We start from the raw sequence: 18,969 nt of genomic DNA, 5'->3' as shown, positions 1-18,969 counted from the left end.
TGGCGCGTCCGTCCCGCCCGCACAGTGGGCGTCCGGGGACCGGAATCGGTCAGCCGACGAGTGGGTCAGTTGCGGCGCAGCAAACGGGTCGCGCCCGCCGCCACCGTGGTGGCCAGCACCCAGCCGAGGAGGACCAGCGCCGCGGCCAGCCACTGCCACCCTCCGGTCAGGTGCCAGAAGCCGACCTGGCCCAGGTCGATCACCGGCAGGAGCAGGTCCAGGGCGAAGAGGGCGGGGTTCCACGGCGGCTGCTCGGCGAAGTCCCCCGAGCCGGGGCGGCCCGCGCGGGCGAAGGCGAGGGAGCCCGCCGCCCACAGCACCGCCATCCACACCGCGGCGCGTCCGGGCCGGTAGCCGTAGGCGACCGTCCAGTCCTGCGCGTACCCCCAGAGCTTGGGCCCGAGCGGCAGCGTCTCGCGGCGGCGGCGCTGCCGGGCGAGCAGCACCTCACGCGCGTCCTCGTCCTCGCCCCCGGCCCGCAGCACGGCGGCCAGCCGCTCGTACGGCTCCGGGTGGTATTCGGCGGTGGCGGCGGCCAGCCAGCGCAGCCGCTCGGCCAGCGGGAACGGACCGCGCGGCACCAGCACCTCGTAGCTGAAGCCGCTCATCTGGAGGCTGCCGGGCCCCGGCCAGCTGCTCGCCCGGTCGACGAGGTTGACGACCCGCGCCCCGGACAGCACCACCCGCCCACGCTCCGGCCGCTCCCCGAGGAAGCGCAGCTCGGGCACCTGGACGCGGCGCAGCGACACCTCCTGGTCGTCGGTGAGGACGAACCGGGCCCGGTCGAGGTCGACGGCATCGCCGAACCGGCCGTCGTCGAGCCGTATCCCGCCCCTGCACTCGAACCGCCGCACCCGGGTCCCGCGCGCCGGTGTGGTGCCGCTGAACTGCGCCGCGCCCACGCCCGCCGGGGTCAGGTAGAGGGTGCGCTCGACGGTGAGCTGCGGCGCGTTCAGCGCGAGCCGGGTGTACGGGCTGGTCAGACGGGCGCCGCGGAGGCTCAGCGAGACGCCTATGGTGGCGCTGCGCAGGCTCAGCTCGCCGTACGACTCCAGCAGCTCGGCCTGGAGGTCCTGCCCGACGTTCAGCCCGTCCGCGGCGATGGACCGGCCGCCCCGGTCCCGGTTCACGACCGCCTGGTTGAGGAGCAGGTCGGTGCCGATCTGCGCGTCGGTGAGGCGTATGCCGTGGTGGAAGCGGCAGCGCGGGAGGTGCAGATCGCCCTCCGTCTGGAGCCGGGCCGCCTCCAGGCGCGGCACCGCGCAGTTCACCAGCCGTACGGTCGTGAAGCGGGTCTCCGGCAGCAGCACCTCCGCGTCGAAGCGGCAGCTCTGGAACTCCACGTAGGGCACCACCGTGCCGCCCGCGAGGTCCATGCTGCCGCTGACGCGGACGCCGGTGAGCTTGAGCGAGGAGACCCGGCCCGCGAGGGCGGGCGGCCCGTCGAGGAGCAGCCAGCACACCACGCGGGCCCGCACGGTCCGGTCGTCGCCCCAGGGCCGACGGCCGTGCGGGTCATCGGCGGCCGTGTCGCCGGCGCGCAGGTCGTACACGCTGCCGTCGCGGAAGGCCTGCCACATCCCCGCCTCGACGGTGGTCAGTTCCGCCGGCGGTTCCCCCTCGCGGTCCCGGGTCCCTACGGTCACCTCTCGCTCGTCCTCCTCCCGCGTCGGCTGCGTGCTCTCGGGTTTCGTACAGCTGTTCATGCCCGCTGAGTGACGCTCCGAACACAGAAAGTGAGGGAAAAGTTGCGGGCGGTCACCCGGTGTGCGTCCACGGTCTGTATCAGCCATTGATACGCGCGAACGGCGTCCCGCGCGGGTCTGCGAGAATTGGCCCTGTGATCTCCCGAATCGATCTGCGCGGCGACGCCCTCCCGGAGGGTCCCGCCCTGCGCGACCTGCTGCCCCGAGCCGACTTCGACGTATCGACCGCCCTGGAGAAGGTGCGTCCGATCTGCGAGGCCGTGCATCATCGTGGCGACGCGGCGCTGATCGACTTCGCCGAGAAGTTCGACGGGGTCCGGCTCGACCGGGTACGTGTGCCCGCCGAGGCCATCACCCGGGCGCTGGAGGAACTCGACCCGGCCGTCCGCGCCGCCCTGGAGGAGTCCATCCGCCGCGCCCGGCTCGTCCACCGCGAGCAGCGCCGTACGACGCACACCACCCAGGTCGTGCCCGGCGGCACCGTCTCCGAGAAGTGGGTGCCCGTCGACCGGGTCGGGCTCTACGTGCCCGGCGGGCGCGCCGTCTACCCGTCGTCCGTGGTCATGAACGCCGTGCCCGCGCAAGAGGCCGGGGTCGAGTCGATCGCGCTCGCCTCGCCCGCGCAGGCCGACTTCGGCGGGCTGCCGCACCCGACGATCCTCGCCGCGTGCGCGCTGCTCGGCGTCGACGAGGTGTACGCGGCGGGCGGCGCGACCGCCGTCGCGATGTTCGCCTACGGCACCGAGTCCTGCCCGCCCGCCAACATGGTCACCGGCCCGGGCAACATCTGGGTCGCCGCCGCCAAGCGCTACTTCACCGGCAAGATCGGCATCGACGCCGAGGCCGGGCCGACCGAGATCGCGATCCTCGCGGACGACACGGCCGACCCGGTGCACCTCGCCTCCGACCTGATCAGCCAGGCCGAGCACGACCCGCTCGCCGCCGCCGTCCTCGTCACCGACTCCGCGGAGCTGGCCGAGGCGGTCGAGAAGGAGCTGGCCACCCAGGTCGCCGCCAGCAAACACGTCGACGACCGGATCGTGCCCGCGCTCAGCGGCAAGCAGTCCGCGATCGTGCTGGTCGACGGCGTCGAGGAGGGCCTGCGGGTCGTCGACGCCTACGGCGCCGAGCACCTGGAGATCCAGACCGCCGACGCCGCCGCGGTCGCCGACCGGGTGCGCAACGCGGGCGCGGTCTTCATCGGCCCCTGGGCGCCGGTCTCCCTCGGCGACTACGCCGCCGGGTCCAACCACGTGCTGCCCACCGGCGGCTGCGCCTGCCACTCCTCCGGGCTGTCCGTGCAGTCCTTCCTGCGCGGCATCCACATCGTCGACTACACGCGCGAGGCGCTCGCCGAGGTCGCGCACCACGTGGTGACGCTGGCGGAGGCGGAGGACCTGCCCGCGCACGGCGCGGCGATCAAGGCGCGGTTCGGATGGAAGGTGCCCGAGAGCAAGTGACCCGCATTGACGATCTCCCCGTACGGGACGAGCTGCGCGGCAAGTCCCCCTACGGCGCGCCCCAGCTGGACGTCCCCGTACGGCTGAACACCAACGAGAACCCCTACCCGCTGCCCGAAGCCCTGGTCGAGCGGATCGCCGAGCGGGTGCGCGACGCCGCCCGCACCCTCAACCGCTACCCCGACCGGGACGCGGTGGAGCTGCGCACCAAGCTCGCCGAGTACCTGACGACGACCTCCGGCCACGAGGTCGGCCCGGCGAACGTCTGGGCCGCCAACGGTTCCAACGAGGTCATCCAGCAGCTGCTCCAGACCTTCGGCGGGCCGGGCCGCACCGCGATCGGCTTCGAGCCGTCGTACTCGATGCACGGCCTGATCGCGCGCGGCACCGGCACCGGCTGGATCTCCGGTCCCCGGAACGAGGACTTCACCATCGACCTCGCCGCCGCCGAGCGGGCCGTCGCCGAGCACCGGCCGGACGTGGTGTTCGTCACCACCCCGAACAACCCGACCGGGAACGCCGTCCCGCGCGAGAGCGTGATCGCGCTGTACGAGGCCGCGCAGGCGGCGAAGCCGTCGATCGTCGTGGTCGACGAGGCGTACGTGGAGTTCAGCCACGGCGACTCGCTACTGCCGCTGCTGGCGGGGCGCCCGCACCTGGTGGTGTCCCGCACGATGTCGAAGGCGTTCGGCGCGGCGGGCCTGCGCCTCGGGTACCTCGCCGCGGACCCGGCCGTCGTCGACGCCGTCCAGCTCGTCCGGCTGCCGTACCACCTCTCGGCCGTCACCCAGGCGACCGCGCTGGCCGCCCTGGAGCACACCGACACCCTGCTCGGCTACGTCGAGCAGCTGAAGTCCGAACGGGACCGGCTCGTCGCCGAGCTGCGCGCGCTCGGCTACGAGGTGACGGAGTCGGACGCCAACTTCGTGCAGTTCGGCCGGTTCCCCGACGCGCACCGGGTCTGGCGGCAGATCCTCGACCGGGGCGTCCTGGTCCGGGACAACGGCGTACCGGGGTGGCTGCGCGTCACCGCCGGGACCCCCGAAGAGAACGACGCGTTCCTCGACGCGGTCCGTGAACTGAAGAAGGAGCAGAGCGCATGAACCGCGTGGGACGCGTGGAGCGGGTGACCAAGGAGACCTCGGTCCTCGTGGAGATAAACCTCGACGGCACCGGAAAGGTCGACGTGTCGACCGGGGTCGGCTTCTACGACCACATGCTCGACCAGCTCGGCCGCCACGGTCTGTTCGACCTCACCGTGAAGACCGAGGGCGATCTGCACATCGACTCGCACCACACCATCGAGGACACCGCCCTCGCCCTCGGCGCCGCCTTCAAGCAGGCCCTCGGCGACAAGGTCGGCATCTACCGCTTCGGCAACTGCACGGTCCCGCTGGACGAGTCCCTCGCCCAGGTGACGGTCGACCTCAGCGGACGCCCGTACCTGGTGCACACCGAGCCGGAGAACATGGCGCCGATGATCGGCGAGTACGACACCACCATGACCCGGCACATCCTGGAGTCCTTCGTCGCCCAGGCGCAGATCGCCCTGCACGTGCACGTGCCCTACGGGCGCAACGCGCACCACATCGTGGAGTGCCAGTTCAAGGCGCTCGCGCGGGCGCTGCGCTACGCCTCCGAGCGGGACCCGCGCGCCGCGGGCATCCTCCCCTCCACCAAGGGCGCGCTGTGAGCGGCGCCGCGACCGCCCTCATCCTCGTCGGCCTGTTCCTGGCGGGCGGCGTCTACTCGTTCGTCAAGCAGCAGATGCCCAGGAGCCTGATCGTGCTGCTGTCCATCGGCGCCGCGATGTGTCTCGTCGCGGGCGTCCTGCGGCTGGAGGTGTGGAATTGAGCACCGGAGCACCCAAGCGGGTCGTCGTCTTCGACTACGGCTTCGGCAACGTCCGCTCCGCCGAACGCGCCCTCGCGCGCGCGGGAGCCGAGGTCGAGATCACCCGTGACTACGACCGGGCCATGAACGCCGACGGGCTGCTCGTCCCCGGCGTCGGCGCCTTCGCCGCCTGCATGCGCGGCCTGAAGGAGGCCCGCGGCGACTGGATCATCGACCGCCGGCTGTCCGGCGGACGCCCGGTGATGGGCATCTGCGTCGGCATGCAGATCCTCTTCGCCCGCGGCATCGAGCACGGCGTCGAGACCGACGGCCTCGACGAGTGGCCCGGCGCGGTCGAACCGCTCCAGGCCGACATCGTGCCCCACATGGGCTGGAACACGGTCGAGGCCCCGGCCGACTCCGAACTCTTCGCCGGGCTCGACGCCGACGCCCGCTTCTACTTCGTGCACTCCTACGCCGTCCACGACTGGAACCTCCAGGCGCACAACCCGGCCATGGCCGCGCCCAAGGTCACCTGGTCGACGCACGGCAAGCCCTTCGTGGCCGCCGTGGAGAACGGCGCCCTGTGGGCCACCCAGTTCCACCCCGAGAAGTCCGGCGACGCCGGAGCGCAGCTGCTGAACAACTGGATCGGAACCCTCTGATGGCTTCGAAGCTCGAACTCCTCCCCGCCGTGGACGTCCGTGACGGCCAGGCCGTCCGCCTCGTGCACGGCGAGTCCGGCACCGAGACGTCCTACGGCTCCCCGCTGGAGGCGGCCCTCGCCTGGCAGCGGGCGGGCGCCGAGTGGCTGCACCTGGTCGACCTGGACGCCGCCTTCGGCACCGGCGACAACCGGGAGCTGATCGCCGAGGTCGCCGGGGCCATGGACATCAAGGTGGAGCTGTCCGGCGGCATCCGCGACGACGCCTCCCTCGCCGCCGCGCTCGCCACCGGCTGCACCCGCGTCAACCTCGGCACGGCCGCGCTGGAGACCCCGGAGTGGGTCGCCGAGGTCATCGCCGAGCACGGCGACAAGATCGCGGTGGGTCTGGACGTACGGGGCACCACGCTCCGCGGGCGCGGCTGGACCCGCGACGGCGGCGACCTCTACGAGACGCTGGAGCGGCTCGACAAGGAGGGCTGCGCGCGGTACGTCGTCACGGACATCGCCAAGGACGGCACGCTCCAGGGCCCCAACCTGGAACTGCTGAAGAACGTCTGCGCGGCCACGGACCGCCCGGTGGTGGCCTCCGGCGGCGTGTCGTCCCTGGACGACCTGCGCGCCCTGTCCGGCCTGGTCTCCCTCGGTGTCGAGGGCGCCATCGTCGGCAAGGCGCTGTACGCGAAGGCGTTCACCCTGGAAGAGGCCCTGGAGGCTGTGTCGTCATGACATCCGACGCCGTGCGGCGCGTGCAGGGCGGAAGCCCCTGGGAAGAGAGTTTCGGTTTCGCGCGCGCCGTCGCGGCGGGCGACCGCGTCCTGGTCGCGGGGACGACGGCCTTCAAGGGCACGGTGCTGTACGGCGAGGGCGATCCGTACGAGCAGGCGAAGGCCGCCTTCACCACCGCGGTCGAGGCGCTCGGCGAGTTCGGGCTCGGGGCCGATTCCGTGATCCGCACCAGGATGTACCTGACCCACGCGCGGGACGTGGAGGCGGTGGGCCGGGCCCACAAGGAGTTCTTCGACACGGTCCGGCCGGTCTCGACCCTCCTGGTCGTCGAGGGGTTCGTCGACCCGCGCATCCTGGTCGAAGTCGAAGTAGAAGCATTCAGAGGAGCCGAACAGTCATGACCCTGGCGGTCCGAGTCATCCCCTGCCTGGACGTGGACAACGGCCGGGTCGTCAAGGGCGTGAACTTCCAGAACCTGCGCGACGCGGGCGACCCCGTCGAGATGGCCAAGGTGTACGACGCGGAGGGCGCCGACGAGCTGACCTTCCTCGACATCACCGCGTCGTCCGGCAACCGCGAGACGACCTACGACGTCGTACGCCGCACCGCCGAGCAGGTGTTCATCCCGCTGACCGTCGGCGGCGGCGTGCGCACCGCCGACGACGTCGACAAGCTGCTGCGCGCGGGCGCCGACAAGGTGGGCGTCAACACCGCCGCCATCGCCCGTCCCGACCTCATCCGGGAGATCGCCGAACGCTTCGGCCGCCAGGTCCTGGTCCTGTCGGTGGACGCGCGCCGGACCCCCTCCGGCTCCTTCGAGGTCACCACCCACGGAGGCCGCCGGGGCACCGGCATCGACGCCGTCGAATGGGCGCACCGGGCGGCTGAGCTGGGCGCGGGCGAGATCCTGCTGAACTCGATGGACGCCGACGGGACGAAGGACGGCTACGACCTGGAGATGATCGCCGCCGTCCGTAAGCACGTCACCGTGCCCGTCATCGCCTCCGGCGGCGCGGGCGCCCTCGCCCACTTCCCCCCGGCCATCGAAGCGGGCGCCGACGCCGTCCTCGCCGCCTCCGTCTTCCACTTCGGCGACCTCCGCATCGGCGAGGTCAAGGAGACGCTGCGGGGGGCGGGGCACCCGGTGCGGTAGCCCCACGCGCGCGTGGGGCCTTGGCGGACTAGATCCCCAGTTGCTTGCTCTCGTGGAGCTTGGCGATGGCGTTTTCGTCGCCGTCCAGTTCGACCTTGGCGGCGCTCTGGCGGCCGTAGAGGAACAGCAGGAGTTCGGAGGGTTCGCCGGTGACGGTGACGACGGGGGCGCCGCGGTGGGCGACGGCGGTCTGGCCGTCGGGGCGGCGCAGGACCAGGCCGGTGGGGGCGGAGCGGCCCATCAGGCGGGCGGAGCGTTCCAGGCGGGACCAGAGGGCGTCCTGGAAGACCGGGTCAAGTTCGCGGGGCGTCCAGTCGGGCTGGGCACGGCGGACGTCCTCGGTGTGGACGTAGTACTCGATGGTGTTCGACGCCTCGTCGAGCTGTTTGAGGGCGAAGGGGGAGAACCGGGGCGGGCCGGTGCGGATGAGCTGGATCAGCTCCTCGTACGGCTTGGCCGCGAACTCCTCCATCACCTTCTCCAGGCGCGGCGCGAGCTGCTTGATCAGGATGCCGCCGGCGGCGTCGGGGCGGCGCTCGCGCACCACCACGTGCGCGGCGAGGTCACGGGTCTGCCAGCCCTCGCAGAGGGTCGGGGCCTCGGGGCCCGCGGTCTCCAGGAGGTCGGCGAGAAGGAGCCGTTCACGCTGGGCAAAGGTCGACATGGGGTCAGCCTATGACCGGGGCGGCGGTCCGCCCAGTGGACGCCCCGCCGGGAATGTCGGTGGGGCGCGGCAGAATGGCAGGCATGACCAGCACGCCTCCGCCCAGCCGCCTGGACCCCGAGATCGCCGCCCGCCTCAAGCGCAGCGCCGACGGTCTCCTGCCCGCCATCGCCCAGCAGTACGACACCGGCGAGGTGCTGATGCTGGGGTGGATGGACGACGAGGCGCTGCACCGGACCCTGACCACGGGCCGGTGTACCTACTGGTCGCGCAGCCGTCAGGAGTACTGGGTCAAGGGCGACACCTCCGGGCACTACCAGTGGGTGAAGTCCGTCGCCCTGGACTGCGACGCGGACACCGTGCTCGTCCAGGTCGACCAGGTCGGCGCCGCCTGCCACACCGGCGCGCGCACCTGCTTCGACGCCGACGTGCTGCTCAAGGACGGCGCCGCGGCCGCCGCGGATCAGTAGGGTCGGCCGCCATGGACCTCGAGACCTTCCGCAAGCTGGCCACCGACCGGCGCGTCATCCCCGTCACCCGCAAGCTCCTCGCCGACGGCGACACCCCGGTCGCGCTGTACCGCAAGCTCGCCGCCGAGCGCCCGGGCACCTTCCTGCTGGAGTCCGCCGAGAACGGGCGGTCCTGGTCGCGCTACTCCTTCGTCGGGGTGCGGTCCGCCGCCACCCTCACGGAGCGGGAGGGAGGGGCGCACTGGCTCGGCGTCCCGCCCGTCGGCGTCCCCGTCGACGGAGACCCCCTCGCCGCCCTGCGCGCCACCATCGAGGCCCTGCACACCCCCCACCAGGAGGGCATGCCGCCCTTCACCGGCGGCATGGTCGGCTACCTCGGGTACGACATCGTGCGCCGCCTGGAGAAGATCGGCCCCGGCGAGCGCGACGAACTGAGGCTGCCCGAGCTGACCATGCTGCTCACCAGCGACCTCGCCGTCATGGACCACTGGGAGGGCTCGGTCCTGCTGATCGCCAACGCGATCAACCACAACGACCTGGACACCGGCGTCGACGAGGCGTACGCCGACGCCGTGGCCCGGCTCGACGCCATGGAGGCCGACCTCACCCGCGCGGTCGCCCAGCCGCCCGCCGTGCTGCCGCCCTCCGAGCTGCCCGAGTACACCGCCCGCTGGGGCGGACCCGACTTCCGTGCCGCCGTCGAGGACATCAAGGAGCGCATCCGCGCCGGGGAGGCCTTCCAGGTCGTCCCCTCCCAGCGCTTCGAGACCCCGTGCGAGGCCAGCGCGCTGGACGTGTACCGGGTGCTGCGGGCCACCAACCCCTCCCCGTACATGTACCTGTTCCGGTTCGACGGCTTCGACGTCGTCGGGTCCTCACCCGAGGCCCTGGTGAAGGTGGCGGACGGGCAGGCCATGGTGCACCCCATCGCCGGTACCCGGCACCGCGGGGCCACCCCGCAGGAGGACCAGGCCCTCGCCGAGGAACTCCTCGCCGACCCCAAGGAGCGCGCCGAGCACCTCATGCTCGTCGACCTCGGCCGCAACGACCTCGGCCGGGTCTGCGAGCCCGGCTCGGTCGAGGTCGTCGACTTCATGTCCATCGAGCGCTACTCGCACGTCATGCACATCGTGTCGACCGTGACCGGACGGGTCGCGCCCGGCCGCACCGCCTTCGACGTGCTCACCGCCTGCTTCCCCGCGGGCACCCTCTCCGGCGCCCCCAAGCCGCGCGCCATGCAGATCATCGACGAACTGGAGCCGTCCCGGCGCGGGTTGTACGGCGGCTGCGTGGGCTACCTCGACTTCGCGGGCGACTCGGACACCGCCATCGCCATCCGCACGGCGCTGCTGCGGGACGGCACGGCGTACGTCCAGGCGGGCGCCGGGATCGTCGCCGACTCCGACCCGGTCGCCGAGGACGACGAGTGCCGCAACAAGGCCGCGGCGGTCCTGCGCGCGGTGCACACGGCCAACCGGCTGGGACGGCACGACACCAACCGCGCGTGAAAATGGGGCGCTTCTCACGTGAACCCGGGTGCGGAAACACCCGGGCCGCACGCCATAGTGGAGTACGTGACTGCCCTACCTCACCCCCGTTCCGAAGCCGCAGGGTCCGCGCGGACCGGCCGCCGGAGCCTCGCCGTGGCGCTGCTGTGCGGTGCGCTCGGCGCGGCCGTGGCGCTGCTGGCCACCCGCCAGCAGTGGTCGGAGGGCACCGCGAGCGTCGCCGGTGGCGCCTTCCCGCTGACCGCCAAGGGCAGTGACGTCACCGGCGTCCCCGCCGCGCTCGCCATAGTCGGTCTCGCCGCGCTCGTCGCCGTCTTCGCCGTCCGCCGCAGCGGCCGGTACGCGGTCGCCGCGGTCCTCGCGCTGTCCGGCGTCGGCACCCTCGTCGCGGCGCTGCTCGGTGCCTCCGACAGCGCCGCCCTCGACCAGCAGGCCGCGCAGGTCTCCGGCGACACCTCCGCCACCGTGGACGCCCTCAGCCACACCGCCTGGCCGTACGTCGCCGCCGCGGGCGGCGCGCTGATCCTCCTCGCCGGTCTCCTCGCGCTGCGCTACGGCCGTCTGTGGCCCGCCATGTCCGGCCGCTACGAGCGTTCCGGCGCCCCCCGCCAGCGCCGTGGCGCCGACCCCGACCGCCCCGAGGACCTGTGGAAGGCCCTGGACCGGGGCGAGGACCCGACGACGGGCGCCGACCCGGCCTGACGCCGGTGCCCGTCCGGTGGCACAGGGGTGCCCCCCGGTCACGCGGCGGGTACCCGTACGGGACAATGAGCGGTGAGCGGCAGGCTCACCCCACGTACACGGCGTACACGGCAACGAGGAGCAAGCAATGGCGGGCAGCAGCCACGGTCACGGTCACACCCCGGCCGCCTGGACGGGTGTCATCATCGTCTTCATCGGGTTCTGCGTGGCGGGCCTGTTCATGGTGGCGGACAACCCGGTGGGCTTCTGGGCCGGTATGGGTGTCATCGCCCTGGGCGGCGTCGTCGGCGCGATCATGCGGGTGATGGGTCTGGGCGCCCCCAAGGCGGAGCCCCTCAAGATGGCCGACGGTGCCACGGCCGGTGCCAAGGGCTGAGGTCACCTTCCCCGAGGGGCGGCCGGCGCTGACGCCGGTGCCGCCCCTCTGGTGCTTCCAGGGCCCGTGCGGGGCACAATGCGAGGCGTGAATGCCGACAGCCGGAGCGTGACACCGTCCACCCCCGGGAGCGTCGCCGGGCGGCTGGCCGTCCCGGCCGGGATGCTCGCCGCCACCGCCGCCGCCTTCGCCTACGTCGGCGCCGTCGACCCCAACGAGCCGGGCCACTACCCCGCCTGCCCGCTGCTCCAGTACACGGGCGTCTTCTGCCCCGGCTGCGGCGGTCTGCGCAGCGCCCACGCCGTCGTGCACGGCGACTTCGCGGCGGCCCTCCAAGCGAACGCCGTGGCCGTCGTCGGCTACGCGGTCCTCGCCGTCGTATGGACCGTCTGGGTGGTGCATGCGGCGCGCGGGCGGCCGATGCGGGTCGAGCTGCGGTCGGGGCACCTGTGGGCCCTGGGAACATTGCTGCTGGTGTTCACGGTTGTCCGGAACCTGCCGTTCGGTGGCTGGCTGCATCCTTGATCATTTGGCGAACGTCCAGGATGGGGGCACCTCCCGCCCGAGCATGCGAAGCTGGTTCGAGGGTGGGGGAGGGACCGGCGTCAACCGGATGCGGGGCCTCGGCCGTCCTGCGGATACCATCGCAGTGACCATAGGTTTTGTTTGCTGCATTCTGTGCCGTCCTGGAAGGGGGCCGCTCGCGTGAGTGTGCTCGACGAGATCATCGACGGAGTCCGTGCCGACCTCGCGGAGCGGCAGGCGCGCGTCAGCCTCGACGAGCTGAAGGAGCGCGCGGCGAAGGCTCCCGCGGCCAAGGACGGCGCCGCCGCCCTGCGCGGGAACGGCGTCCAGGTGATCTGCGAGGTCAAGCGTTCCAGCCCGTCCAAGGGCGCGCTGGCCGCCATCGCCGACCCGGCCGGACTGGCCGCGGACTACGAGGCGGGCGGCGCGGCCGTCATCTCCGTCCTCACCGAGCAGCGCCGCTTCGGCGGCTCGCTGGCGGACCTGGAGGCGGTCCGCGCGCGCGTGGACATCCCCGTGCTGCGCAAGGACTTCATCGTCACCTCGTACCAGCTGTGGGAGGCCCGGGCCTACGGCGCCGACCTCGCGCTGCTGATCGTGGCCGCCCTCGAGCAGTCGGCCCTGGAGTCGCTGATCGAGCGTGCCGTGTCCATCGGGCTGACCCCGCTGGTGGAGGTGCACGACGAGGAGGAGGTCGACCGTGCCGTCGACGCGGGCGCCAAGGTCATCGGTGTGAACGCGCGCAACCTCAAGACGCTGGAGGTCGACCGCACGACCTTCGACCGGGTGGTCCCGGAGATCCCCGCCGGGATCGTCAAGGTCGCCGAGTCCGGTGTCCGCGGCCCGCACGACCTCATCGCCTACGCCAACGCGGGCGCCGACGCCGTCCTCGTCGGCGAGTCCCTCGTCACCGGCCGCGACCCCAAGGCCGCCGTCGCCGACCTGGTCGCCGCGGGCGCCCACCCGGCGCTGCGGCAGGGCCGCGACTGACCCGGACGGCCGTACGCGGCTAGTATTTCTCGCGATGACTCTCCCGATCACCCTGACGACCAGGGACCCGTACGCCCGTCTGGCCCGGGGCTGCCGCCCGCGCGGCTGCCGCGCGCCCGCGAGGCGTGTCCACGGCCGCCGGGTGCGGTACGTGATCGGGGACGAGCCCGGGCAGGTCAACGGGCGTCGATGGCAGCGCCCCTCTTAGGGGCGCGGGGAACTGCGCGAACGGCCACAACCGGCCCGCAGCCGCCAGACAACCCTTCGCCCCACGGCGATTCGTTTGACCACCAAACACTCCCGTGAGGTTTCCGCATGCCCAGCGAGTTCTTCATCCCCGACCCGGAGGGTCAGCTCCCGAGCCCCGAAGGCTACTTCGGCGCGTTCGGCGGCAAGTTCATCCCGGAGGCCCTCGTCGCCGCCGTCGACGAGGTCGCCGTCGAGTTCGACAAGGCCAAGGCCGACCCCGAGTTCGCCCGTGAGCTGGACGACCTGCTCGTCAACTACACCGGCCGCCCCAGCGCGCTCACCGAGGTGCCCCGGTTCGCCGAGCACGCCGGTGGCGCCCGGGTCTTCCTCAAGCGCGAGGACCTGAACCACACCGGCTCCCACAAGATCAACAACGTGCTCGGCCAGGCCCTGCTCACCAAGCGGATGGGCAAGACCCGGGTCATCGCCGAGACCGGCGCCGGTCAGCACGGCGTCGCCACCGCCACCGCCTGCGCCCTGTTCGGCCTTGACTGCACCATCTACATGGGCGAGATCGACACCCGCCGCCAGGCCCTCAACGTGGCCCGGATGCGGATGCTCGGCGCCGAGGTCATCGCCGTGAAGTCCGGCAGCCGCACCCTGAAGGACGCCATCAACGAGGCCTTCCGCGACTGGGTCGCCAACGTCGACCACACCCACTACCTCTTCGGCACCGTCGCCGGACCGCACCCCTTCCCGGCGATGGTCCGCGACTTCCACCGCGTCATCGGGGTCGAGACCCGCCGCCAGCTGCTGGAGCGCGCCGGGCGCCTCCCCGACGCCGCCATCGCCTGCGTCGGCGGCGGCTCCAACGCCATCGGCCTCTTCCACGCCTTCATCCCCGACGCCTCCGTCCGCCTCATCGGCTGCGAACCCGCCGGGCACGGCGTCGAGACCGGCGAGCACGCGGCCACCCTCACCGCGGGCGAGCCCGGCATCCTGCACGGCTCCCGGTCCTACGTCCTCCAGGACGAGGAGGGCCAGATCACCGAGCCGTACTCGATCTCCGCGGGCCTGGACTACCCGGGCATCGGCCCCGAGCACTCCTGGCTCAAGGACAGCGGCCGCGGCGAGTACCGCGCGGTCACCGACGACGCGGCCATGCAGGCGCTGCGCCTGCTGTCACGCACCGAGGGCATCATCCCGGCCATCGAGAGCGCCCACGCCCTCGCGGGCGCCCTTGAGGTCGGCAGGGAACTGGGCGAGGACGGGCTGATCGTGGTCAACCTGTCCGGGCGCGGCGACAAGGACATGGACACCGCCGCCCGCTACTTCGGCCTCTACGACACCGACGCCGAGGTCGCCGCCGACGCGGACACCGACACCGCCGAGATCGAGGGGGACGCCAAGTGAGCGGCAACATCCAGCTGTTGACGGACACCCTCGCGGGCGCCAGGGCCGAGGGCCGGTCCTCGCTCATCGCCTACCTGCCCGCCGGGTTCCCGACCGTGGACGGCGGCATCGAGGCGGTCAAGGCCGCGTTCGACGGCGGCGCCGACGTCGTCGAGGTCGGGCTGCCGCACAGCGACCCGGTGCTCGACGGCCCGGTCATCCAGACCGCCGACGACATCGCCCTGCGCGGCGGTGTGAAGATCGCCGACGTGATGCGCACGGTGCGCGAGGCGTACGAGGCGACCGGGAAGCCGGTGCTCGTGATGACGTACTGGAACCCCATCGACCGCTACGGCGTCGAGCGGTTCACCGCCGAACTGGCCGAGGCGGGCGGGGCCGGGTGCATCCTGCCCGACCTGCCGGTGCAGGAGTCGGCGCTGTGGCGCGAGCACGCCGAGAAGCACCAGCTCGCCACGGTGTTCGTGGTCGCGCCCAGCAGCAAGGACGCGCGGCTCGCCGAGATCACCGCCGCGGGCAGCGGGTTCGTCTACGCCGCCTCCCTGATGGGCGTCACCGGCACCCGCGAGTCGGTCGGCGCACAGGCCCACGACCTGGTCGAACGCACCCGCGCGACCGGGACCGCGCTGCCCGTCTGCGTCGGGCTCGGCGTCTCGAACGCCACCCAGGCCGCCGAGGTCGCGGGCTTCGCCGACGGCGTGATCGTCGGGTCGGCCTTCGTCAAGCGGATGCTGGACGCCCCCGACCACGCGGCCGGGCTCGAGGCCGTGCGCGCGCTCGCGGGCGAGCTGGCCGAGGGCGTGCGCGCACAGGCCTAGCGGGGCGGCCCTTCGCCGGGGGTCGCTCGAACGGGTGGACCTGGGACCGGGGAGGCGCGCTGCGCCTCTCCGGTTCGTTCTGCGGGGTGTGAGCGAGAAGAACCGTGAGGGAAAGCGGACCGCCCGGGAGCGGCTGGCGGTCGAGCGTGAGAAGCAGAAGCGCGCGGAGAAGCGGCGGCGCGGACTGATCGTGGGCGTCACCGTCATCGGCGTGCTGGGACTCGCCGCGGTGGTCGGCGTGATCGCGGCCAACGCGGGCAAGGACGACGGCGGCGAGAAGGCGGGCCCGGTCGTGGCGCCCTCCGGCGCCCAGGGCAAGGACAGCCTGGCCATCCCGGTCGGCCAGGAGGGCGCGAGGTCGACGCTCACCGTCTGGGAGGACTTCCGCTGCCCGGCCTGCAAGTCCTTCGAGCAGGCCTACCGCTCGACGATCCATGAGCTGACCGACGCCGGAAAGCTGAAGGTCGAGTACCGACTGGCCACCATCATCGACGGCAACATGGGCGGCAGCGGCTCCCGCCAGGCCGCCAACGCCGCCGCCTGCGCGCAGGACGCCGGGCACTTCACGGCGTACCACGACGTGCTCTACGACCAGCAGCCCCCCGAGACCGACGACGCCTTCGCCGACTCCGGCAGGCTGATCGAGCTGGCGGGCGAGGTGGAGGGCCTGGACACCCCCGCCTTCCGCGCCTGTGTGCAGGACGGGACGCACGACAGCTGGGTCGACAAGTCCAACCAGGCCTTCCGCGCCGGCGGTTTCACGGGCACCCCGACCGTCCTCTTCCAGGGCAAGAACATCGTCCAGGACCGCGCGATGACCCCGGCGAAGCTGAAGGAGCTGGTCGAGCAGGCGGACCAGAACTGAGCGTTCCCGTTATGGACCCGTAGCCGGTCCGCCTGCCGTCAGGCGGGCCCGGCAGGGTAGCGTCGACCTTGCCATGGAACTTGCCTACATCCCCAGCCCGTCGCGCGGAGTGCTGCACCTCGGCCCCATCCCGCTGCGCGGATATGCGTTCTGCATCATCATCGGCGTCTTCGTGGCCGTCTGGCTCGGCAACCGGCGCTGGATCGCCCGTGGCGGGCGGGCCGGCACCGTGGCCGACATCGCGGTCTGGGCGGTGCCGTTCGGCCTGATCGGCGGCCGTCTCTACCACGTGATCACGGACTACGAGCTGTACTTCAGCGAGGGCCGTGACTGGGTGGACGCCTTCAAGATCTGGGAGGGCGGCCTCGGCATCTGGGGCGCGATCGCCTTCGGCGCGCTCGGCGCGTGGATCGGCTGCCGCCGCCGTGGCATCCCGCTGCCCGCGTACGCCGACGCCGTCGCGCCCGGTATCGCCTTCGCCCAGGCGATCGGCCGCTGGGGCAACTGGTTCAACCAGGAGCTGTACGGCAGGGAGACGGACCTGCCGTGGGCCCTGCACATCACCTCCTCCGCGGACGGCCGGGTGCCCGGGTACTACCACCCGACGTTCCTGTACGAGTCCTTGTGGTGCATCGGCGTCGCGCTGCTGGTGATCTGGGCCGACCGCCGCTTCAAGCTGGGCCATGGCCGGGCGTTCGCGCTGTACGTCGCCGCGTACTGCGCGGGCCGCTTCTGGATCGAGTACATGCGCGTCGACGAGGCGCACGAGATCCTCGGGCTGCGCCTGAACAACTGGACCGCGCTGTTCGTGTTCCTGCTCGCCGTGCTCTACATCGTGCTGTCGGCACGGATGCGGCCGGGGCGGGAGCCGGTGGTGGAGCCGGGCGCGGCGGACGACGGCCCGAAGGACGGCGCCGACACCGACGCGGACGGGGCGGCCGAGGGCGACAAGGACGCCGAAGCCGCCCAGGACACCGAGGCCGACGGGCCCGCAGACAGCAAGACTGGGGACACCGAGTCCGAGGACGGCGAGTCCGAGGACGACGAGGCCAAGGACGACGAGGCCAAGGACGAGGCCGGGTCGGCGAAGAAGAGCTGACCGGCGGTCGTACGACGTCGAGGGCGCCCGGAGTGATCCGGGCGCCCTCGGTCGTGTGGCCTCGGCGCCGGACCGCCAGCGACGAAGACGCGCAGGCCGGTGGGCGGGGGCGGCTGGGTTCGTCATGGACGGGCGGGCTACCGGCGGCTGGGGTGGGGGAGCCGGGCCAGTACGCAGGCGCCGCCTGCGTCCGGGACGGAGATCCGGGCGCGCAGCGGGAGCGCGGCGGACTCGGCCGTGGGGGCGCGTTCGGCCGCGGCGGCGATCTCACCGGCCACGGCGTTCCAGGTCAGGTCGATGGCGGCGCGTGTGCGGCGCTCCCGGCCGAGATCGCCGAGCACCCTGCCGTCCCCCCGGCCCGCAGCAGTTCCTCCGCCGCGAACGCCGCCCACTCCGCGTCGTCGGAGGGACCGAGGCGCAGCGGCTCCTGGGGCTGGTTCAGGGCGATGGGGAGGGGGAGCGTCGTCGTCGGGTTGTGCGCGGCGAGGGTGTCCAGTTCCCGGGTGAGCCGCCGCGTCCCGGAGGGCCGGAACCGGAGGGGCGCACGCGGTCGATGCCCTGGGGGATGTGTCCCCGTCGGGCGATTCCTCCGAGCCGTCGGCGCCGCACTGTGACCCGGTCGACATCTGTGAGGAAGATCCTTCAGACAAGCGCAGAACGGTAAAACCGCAGGTTAGCGCAGCCTTTCCTTGCTGGCGGGCGGGGAATTCCCGGCGTACTGTTGATGCCGTCAAGAAGTGGAATCTGTCTAAAGAGGCTCCCTGGGGGGAACGCATGGCCATCATCGAGACCGAGGCGGCGCTGCACGAGGCACACCGCGACAACCACACGCACCGGGACGTCAACGGCGGCTGGCTGCGCCCCGCCGTCTTCGGCGCGATGGACGGTCTGGTGTCCAACCTCGCGCTGATGACCGGCGTCGCCGGTGGCTCGGTCGGTCAGCAGACCATCGTGCTGACCGGGCTCGCCGGGCTCGCCGCCGGCGCCTTCTCGATGGCCGCCGGCGAGTACACCTCGGTCGCCTCCCAGCGCGAGCTGGTCGAGGCCGAGCTGGACGTGGAGCGGCGGGAGCTGCGCAAGCACCCCAAGGACGAGGAGGCCGAGCTGGCCGCGCTGTACGTGGCCCGCGGGGTGGAGCCCGGCCTGGCGGGGGAGGTGGCCCGGCAGCTCTCCCGCGACCCGGAGCAGGCGCTGGAGATCCACGCCCGTGAGGAACTGGGCATCGACCCCGGCGACCTGCCCTCGCCCCTGGTCGCCGCGGTGTCCAGCTTCGGCGCCTTCGCGCTGGGCGCCCTGCTGCCCGTACTGCCGTACCTGCTCGGGGCGAGTGCGCTGTGGCCCGCCGTGCTGGTCGCGCTGATCGGGCTGTTCGCCTGCGGTGCCGTCGTGGCCAAGGTGACCGCGCGGAGCTGGTGGTTCAGCGGACTGCGGCAGCTGGCGCTGGGCGGTGCGGCGGCCGGTGTGACGTACGCCCTGGGCAGCCTGTTCGGAATCGCCCTAGGATAGCGAGGGCTCGCATTTATGCGTTGGGCCGCATAAATAACCGTTACTGGTTGGTTTCGAGTGCTTAACCGCGGGGCATGAGCCGTAAGCGCTGTGGGCAATGACGCCTGCCGCGCACCCGTGGGGTCAGCGACGACACTCTCCTCGCCCTCGGGCCGACGGGCATGGATCTGTCCGCTTCGGTCCCCATTGCTTCCGCCGCTTGTGAGCGGTGCCCCGCCGCCACCCGCGGCGTCCGCATGCTGGAACGGAGTATCCGGTTCCCGGGAACCGCTCCATCATGTAACCTGCACGAAATTTTGCAT

22 protein-coding genes and 1 pseudogene are annotated in these 18,969 nt (G+C 72.4%); 20 read left to right on the top strand and 3 right to left on the bottom strand.

All coding sequences use genetic code 11. From position 1 onward, the window contains the following. Positions 1-65 precede the first annotated feature (65 nt). Positions 66-1,646 (bottom strand): oxidoreductase, encoded by a 1,581-nt coding sequence (locus tag KBY47_RS01240; protein ID WP_210918939.1) that lies wholly within the window; start codon positions 1,644-1,646, stop codon positions 66-68. Positions 1,647-1,840: 194 nt separating this feature from the next. Here KBY47_RS01240 and hisD point away from each other — a divergent pair, with 194 nt between their 5' ends. From hisD to hisF, 8 genes are read left to right on the top strand one after another with little or no spacing between them, the layout of a single operon-like run. After that, positions 1,841-3,166 carry a histidinol dehydrogenase gene (gene hisD, locus KBY47_RS01235; RefSeq protein WP_210918938.1) on the top strand — a complete coding sequence of 442 codons (1,326 nt, stop codon included), beginning with the start codon at positions 1,841-1,843 and terminating at the stop codon, positions 3,164-3,166. Then, positions 3,163-4,269 carry a histidinol-phosphate transaminase gene (locus tag KBY47_RS01230; protein WP_308404998.1) on the top strand — a complete coding sequence of 369 codons (1,107 nt, stop codon included), beginning with the start codon at positions 3,163-3,165 and terminating at the stop codon, positions 4,267-4,269. The genes hisD and KBY47_RS01230 overlap by 4 nt, the downstream gene beginning before the upstream one ends. Then, on the top strand, positions 4,266-4,859 hold the full coding sequence (gene hisB, locus KBY47_RS01225; protein WP_210918936.1) for an imidazoleglycerol-phosphate dehydratase HisB: 594 nt from the start codon (positions 4,266-4,268) through the stop codon (positions 4,857-4,859). Before KBY47_RS01230 ends, hisB begins: the two co-directional genes overlap by 4 nt. Continuing rightward, positions 4,856-5,020 carry a hypothetical protein gene (locus KBY47_RS01220; protein WP_210918935.1) on the top strand — a complete coding sequence of 55 codons (165 nt, stop codon included), beginning with the start codon at positions 4,856-4,858 and terminating at the stop codon, positions 5,018-5,020. The genes hisB and KBY47_RS01220 overlap by 4 nt, the downstream gene beginning before the upstream one ends. Beyond that, complete coding sequence (hisH, locus tag KBY47_RS01215; RefSeq protein WP_247694015.1) at positions 5,017-5,664, top strand: imidazole glycerol phosphate synthase subunit HisH; 648 nt, start codon at positions 5,017-5,019, stop codon at positions 5,662-5,664. Before KBY47_RS01220 ends, hisH begins: the two co-directional genes overlap by 4 nt. Continuing rightward, on the top strand, positions 5,664-6,392 hold the full coding sequence (gene priA, locus KBY47_RS01210) for a bifunctional 1-(5-phosphoribosyl)-5-((5-phosphoribosylamino)methylideneamino)imidazole-4-carboxamide isomerase/phosphoribosylanthranilate isomerase PriA (RefSeq protein ID WP_210918933.1): 729 nt from the start codon (positions 5,664-5,666) through the stop codon (positions 6,390-6,392). Before hisH ends, priA begins: the two co-directional genes overlap by 1 nt. Next, on the top strand, positions 6,389-6,793 hold the full coding sequence (locus KBY47_RS01205) for a RidA family protein (RefSeq protein ID WP_210918932.1): 405 nt from the start codon (positions 6,389-6,391) through the stop codon (positions 6,791-6,793). Before priA ends, KBY47_RS01205 begins: the two co-directional genes overlap by 4 nt. After that, positions 6,790-7,545 carry an imidazole glycerol phosphate synthase subunit HisF gene (gene hisF, locus KBY47_RS01200; RefSeq protein WP_210918931.1) on the top strand — a complete coding sequence of 252 codons (756 nt, stop codon included), beginning with the start codon at positions 6,790-6,792 and terminating at the stop codon, positions 7,543-7,545. The genes KBY47_RS01205 and hisF overlap by 4 nt, the downstream gene beginning before the upstream one ends. A gap of 28 nt (positions 7,546-7,573) precedes the next feature. Here hisF and KBY47_RS01195 read toward each other — a convergent pair whose 3' ends face one another. Continuing rightward, on the bottom strand, positions 7,574-8,209 hold the full coding sequence (locus KBY47_RS01195; RefSeq protein ID WP_210918930.1) for a TIGR03085 family metal-binding protein: 636 nt from the start codon (positions 8,207-8,209) through the stop codon (positions 7,574-7,576). 83 nt (positions 8,210-8,292) lie between these two features. Here KBY47_RS01195 and hisI point away from each other — a divergent pair, with 83 nt between their 5' ends. The 11 genes from hisI to lgt all read left to right on the top strand — a co-directional run bounded on the left by hisI (position 8,293) and on the right by lgt (position 17,161). After that, entirely contained in the window at positions 8,293-8,679 is a 387-nt protein-coding gene (gene hisI / locus KBY47_RS01190; RefSeq protein ID WP_210918929.1) for a phosphoribosyl-AMP cyclohydrolase, read from the top strand. A gap of 11 nt (positions 8,680-8,690) precedes the next feature. Next, entirely contained in the window at positions 8,691-10,187 is a 1,497-nt protein-coding gene (locus tag KBY47_RS01185; RefSeq protein WP_210918928.1) for an anthranilate synthase component I, read from the top strand. A gap of 57 nt (positions 10,188-10,244) precedes the next feature. Then, a complete protein-coding gene (locus KBY47_RS01180; RefSeq protein ID WP_210918927.1) occupies positions 10,245-10,889 on the top strand; it encodes a TIGR02234 family membrane protein in 645 nt (214 codons plus the stop codon). A 127-nt stretch (positions 10,890-11,016) separates the two neighbouring features. Then, the gene (locus KBY47_RS01175; RefSeq protein ID WP_210918926.1) at positions 11,017-11,265 is read left to right on the top strand and encodes an HGxxPAAW family protein; all 249 of its coding nucleotides are present in this window, start codon (positions 11,017-11,019) and stop codon (positions 11,263-11,265) included. A 78-nt stretch (positions 11,266-11,343) separates the two neighbouring features. Further along, positions 11,344-11,790 carry a DUF2752 domain-containing protein gene (locus tag KBY47_RS01170; protein ID WP_210918925.1) on the top strand — a complete coding sequence of 149 codons (447 nt, stop codon included), beginning with the start codon at positions 11,344-11,346 and terminating at the stop codon, positions 11,788-11,790. 180 nt (positions 11,791-11,970) lie between these two features. Further along, entirely contained in the window at positions 11,971-12,780 is an 810-nt protein-coding gene (trpC, locus tag KBY47_RS01165) for an indole-3-glycerol phosphate synthase TrpC (protein ID WP_210918924.1), read from the top strand. 34 nt (positions 12,781-12,814) lie between these two features. Beyond that, on the top strand, positions 12,815-12,988 hold the full coding sequence (gene trpM, locus KBY47_RS37310) for a tryptophan biosynthesis modulator TrpM (RefSeq protein WP_374103047.1): 174 nt from the start codon (positions 12,815-12,817) through the stop codon (positions 12,986-12,988). A gap of 107 nt (positions 12,989-13,095) precedes the next feature. Beyond that, positions 13,096-14,382 carry a tryptophan synthase subunit beta gene (trpB, locus tag KBY47_RS01160; protein WP_210918923.1) on the top strand — a complete coding sequence of 429 codons (1,287 nt, stop codon included), beginning with the start codon at positions 13,096-13,098 and terminating at the stop codon, positions 14,380-14,382. Further along, positions 14,379-15,197 carry a tryptophan synthase subunit alpha gene (gene trpA, locus KBY47_RS01155; protein WP_210918922.1) on the top strand — a complete coding sequence of 273 codons (819 nt, stop codon included), beginning with the start codon at positions 14,379-14,381 and terminating at the stop codon, positions 15,195-15,197. Before trpB ends, trpA begins: the two co-directional genes overlap by 4 nt. A gap of 88 nt (positions 15,198-15,285) precedes the next feature. Further along, complete coding sequence (locus tag KBY47_RS01150; protein WP_210918921.1) at positions 15,286-16,062, top strand: thioredoxin domain-containing protein; 777 nt, start codon at positions 15,286-15,288, stop codon at positions 16,060-16,062. A 73-nt stretch (positions 16,063-16,135) separates the two neighbouring features. Further along, positions 16,136-17,161: a prolipoprotein diacylglyceryl transferase gene (gene lgt / locus KBY47_RS01145; RefSeq protein ID WP_210918920.1), complete on the top strand. Its 1,026-nt coding sequence runs from the start codon at positions 16,136-16,138 to the stop codon at positions 17,159-17,161. 194 nt (positions 17,162-17,355) lie between these two features. On the opposite strand, the pseudogene KBY47_RS01140 reads toward lgt, so the two are convergent. Beyond that, a pseudogene (locus KBY47_RS01140) lies at positions 17,356-17,687 on the bottom strand (ADP-ribosylglycohydrolase family protein); the annotation flags it as partial. A 248-nt stretch (positions 17,688-17,935) separates the two neighbouring features. Between KBY47_RS01140 and KBY47_RS01135 the strand changes: the two are divergent. Further along, entirely contained in the window at positions 17,936-18,667 is a 732-nt protein-coding gene (locus tag KBY47_RS01135; RefSeq protein ID WP_210918919.1) for a VIT1/CCC1 transporter family protein, read from the top strand. The last annotated feature ends 302 nt before the right edge of the window (positions 18,668-18,969 follow it).

This window comes from Streptomyces sp. B93 (assembly GCF_018070565.1).
GTDB lineage: Bacteria > Actinomycetota > Actinomycetes > Streptomycetales > Streptomycetaceae > Streptomyces.
Note: the sequence above shows the minus strand (reverse complement) of the source record. Positions and strands in the feature narration are given on the sequence as shown.

What these genes read in the sequence shown, in the direction of transcription:
- KBY47_RS01195 (WP_210918930.1), bottom strand. Translation starts at nt 8,209, where the DNA reads ATGTCGACCTTTGCCCAGCGTGAACGGCTCCTTCTCGCCGACCTCCTG.
- hisF (WP_210918931.1), top strand. Translation starts at nt 6,790, where the DNA reads ATGACCCTGGCGGTCCGAGTCATCCCCTGCCTGGACGTGGACAACGGC.
- KBY47_RS01175 (WP_210918926.1), top strand. Translation starts at nt 11,017, where the DNA reads ATGGCGGGCAGCAGCCACGGTCACGGTCACACCCCGGCCGCCTGGACG.
- trpM (WP_374103047.1), top strand. Translation starts at nt 12,815, where the DNA reads ATGACTCTCCCGATCACCCTGACGACCAGGGACCCGTACGCCCGTCTG.
- trpB (WP_210918923.1), top strand. Translation starts at nt 13,096, where the DNA reads ATGCCCAGCGAGTTCTTCATCCCCGACCCGGAGGGTCAGCTCCCGAGC.
- lgt (WP_210918920.1), top strand. Translation starts at nt 16,136, where the DNA reads ATGGAACTTGCCTACATCCCCAGCCCGTCGCGCGGAGTGCTGCACCTC.
- hisB (WP_210918936.1), top strand. Translation starts at nt 4,266, where the DNA reads ATGAACCGCGTGGGACGCGTGGAGCGGGTGACCAAGGAGACCTCGGTC.
- KBY47_RS01205 (WP_210918932.1), top strand. Translation starts at nt 6,389, where the DNA reads ATGACATCCGACGCCGTGCGGCGCGTGCAGGGCGGAAGCCCCTGGGAA.
- KBY47_RS01170 (WP_210918925.1), top strand. Translation starts at nt 11,344, where the DNA reads ATGCGAGGCGTGAATGCCGACAGCCGGAGCGTGACACCGTCCACCCCC.
- KBY47_RS01135 (WP_210918919.1), top strand. Translation starts at nt 17,936, where the DNA reads ATGGCCATCATCGAGACCGAGGCGGCGCTGCACGAGGCACACCGCGAC.
- KBY47_RS01185 (WP_210918928.1), top strand. Translation starts at nt 8,691, where the DNA reads ATGGACCTCGAGACCTTCCGCAAGCTGGCCACCGACCGGCGCGTCATC.
- hisI (WP_210918929.1), top strand. Translation starts at nt 8,293, where the DNA reads ATGACCAGCACGCCTCCGCCCAGCCGCCTGGACCCCGAGATCGCCGCC.
- priA (WP_210918933.1), top strand. Translation starts at nt 5,664, where the DNA reads ATGGCTTCGAAGCTCGAACTCCTCCCCGCCGTGGACGTCCGTGACGGC.